Annotated in this window: 1 protein-coding gene; it reads left to right on the top strand. The window is 59.3% G+C overall.

Features of this window, described 5'->3' with window-relative positions:
- Positions 1–172: 172 nt before the first annotated feature.
- On the top strand, positions 173–1374 hold a 1202-nt coding region (locus tag K9B33_RS22865), incomplete at its 3' end, for a recombinase family protein (protein WP_318011167.1).

Consider the following 1374-nt stretch of genomic DNA (forward strand, 5'->3'; position numbering starts at 1 on the left):
TTGGCAAGCATGGTCAAATCTGTAGACTGCCCATAAAGCTCATCTCTGGAGACTCCAATGCCCCGCGTAGCGCTTTATGCCCGCTATTCCGATGACAAGCAGAGCCCTGCCTCTAATCGAAGACCAGTTTTTGATATGCCGCGAACAGGCGGGGCGCGAAGGCTGGCGGGTCGTGGGCAGCTATAAGGATGCAGCGATCTCCGGCGCGAGCGTCATACTCCGTCCCGGCATCCAGTCACTTTTGCAGGATGCGCAGATGGGGCGCTTCGACATTCTGCTAGCCGAGGCGCTGGATCGGGTGTCGCGCGACCAAGCCGACGTCGCCACGCTCTACAAGAATCTCCAGTTTGCCGGCGTGAAGATAGTCACCCTGGCCGAGGGTGAAGTTTCCGAACTGCATGTCGGCCTCAAGGGCACGATGAACGCCCTGTTCCTGAAGGATCTTGCGAAGAAGACCCATCGGGGTCTGCGCGGCCGCGTCGAGAAGGGCAAATCCGGGGGCGGGCTTTGCTTTGGCTACGACGTCGTGCGGCGCTTCTCCAGCGAAGGCGAACCCGTGCACGGTGAGCGGAGCATCAATGCCGCCGAAGCTGAAGTCATCCGCCAGGTTTTCCGACAGTTCGCCAACGGGCTCAGCCCTCACACGATCGCTTGCCGGCTCAATGATGCGGGCATTTCAGCACCAACGGGCAAGCTGTGGACATCAACCACGATCCGCGGCCACGCCAAGCGCGGCACAGGCCTCCTCAACAACGAGCTTTATATCGGCAAACTTGTCTGGAACCGGCTGCGCTATCTGAAGAACCCGCAAACCGGCAAGCGGGTCTCCCGCATCAATCCCAAATCCGAATGGATAGTGACCGAGGTTCCTGACCTGCGGATCGTGGATGAAGATCTCTGGCAGGCTGTGAAGGCAAGGCAAGAGAATATCGCGATCCAATATGCCGACGGCATCGAGGCAACTCGCTCCGCTCAGACAGCTCTTAATCGAACGCATCGCCCGAAAAGCCTTCTCTCTGGCCTGATCTATTGCGGCTGCTGTGGCGGTCCTTATTCCCTTCGCGGGCAGGGGCGGTTTGCTTGTTCGAACCATGTTGATACGAAAAGCTGCGCGAACGGGCATAGCATCACGCGCGAAAAGCTGGAAGCGCGCGTCCTTGATGGTCTGCGCGATCGCATGATGACCCCCGAGGTCGCGGCAGAGGCCATACGGACCTATGTCGAGGAGAGCAACCGCATCAACCACCAGCGCCGCGCGTCTGAAATCGCCGATCGAACTGACCTGCAGAAAGTCCTCAAGGCGATCAAGGGCCTTGTGACACTCGCGAAAGAAGGCAAGGGCACACGCGCGCTGGTCGATGAGCTTTTGGAGCT

The sequence above is a fragment of the Sphingobium sp. 3R8 genome (assembly GCF_020166615.1).
Classification (GTDB): domain Bacteria; phylum Pseudomonadota; class Alphaproteobacteria; order Sphingomonadales; family Sphingomonadaceae; genus Sphingobium; species Sphingobium bisphenolicum.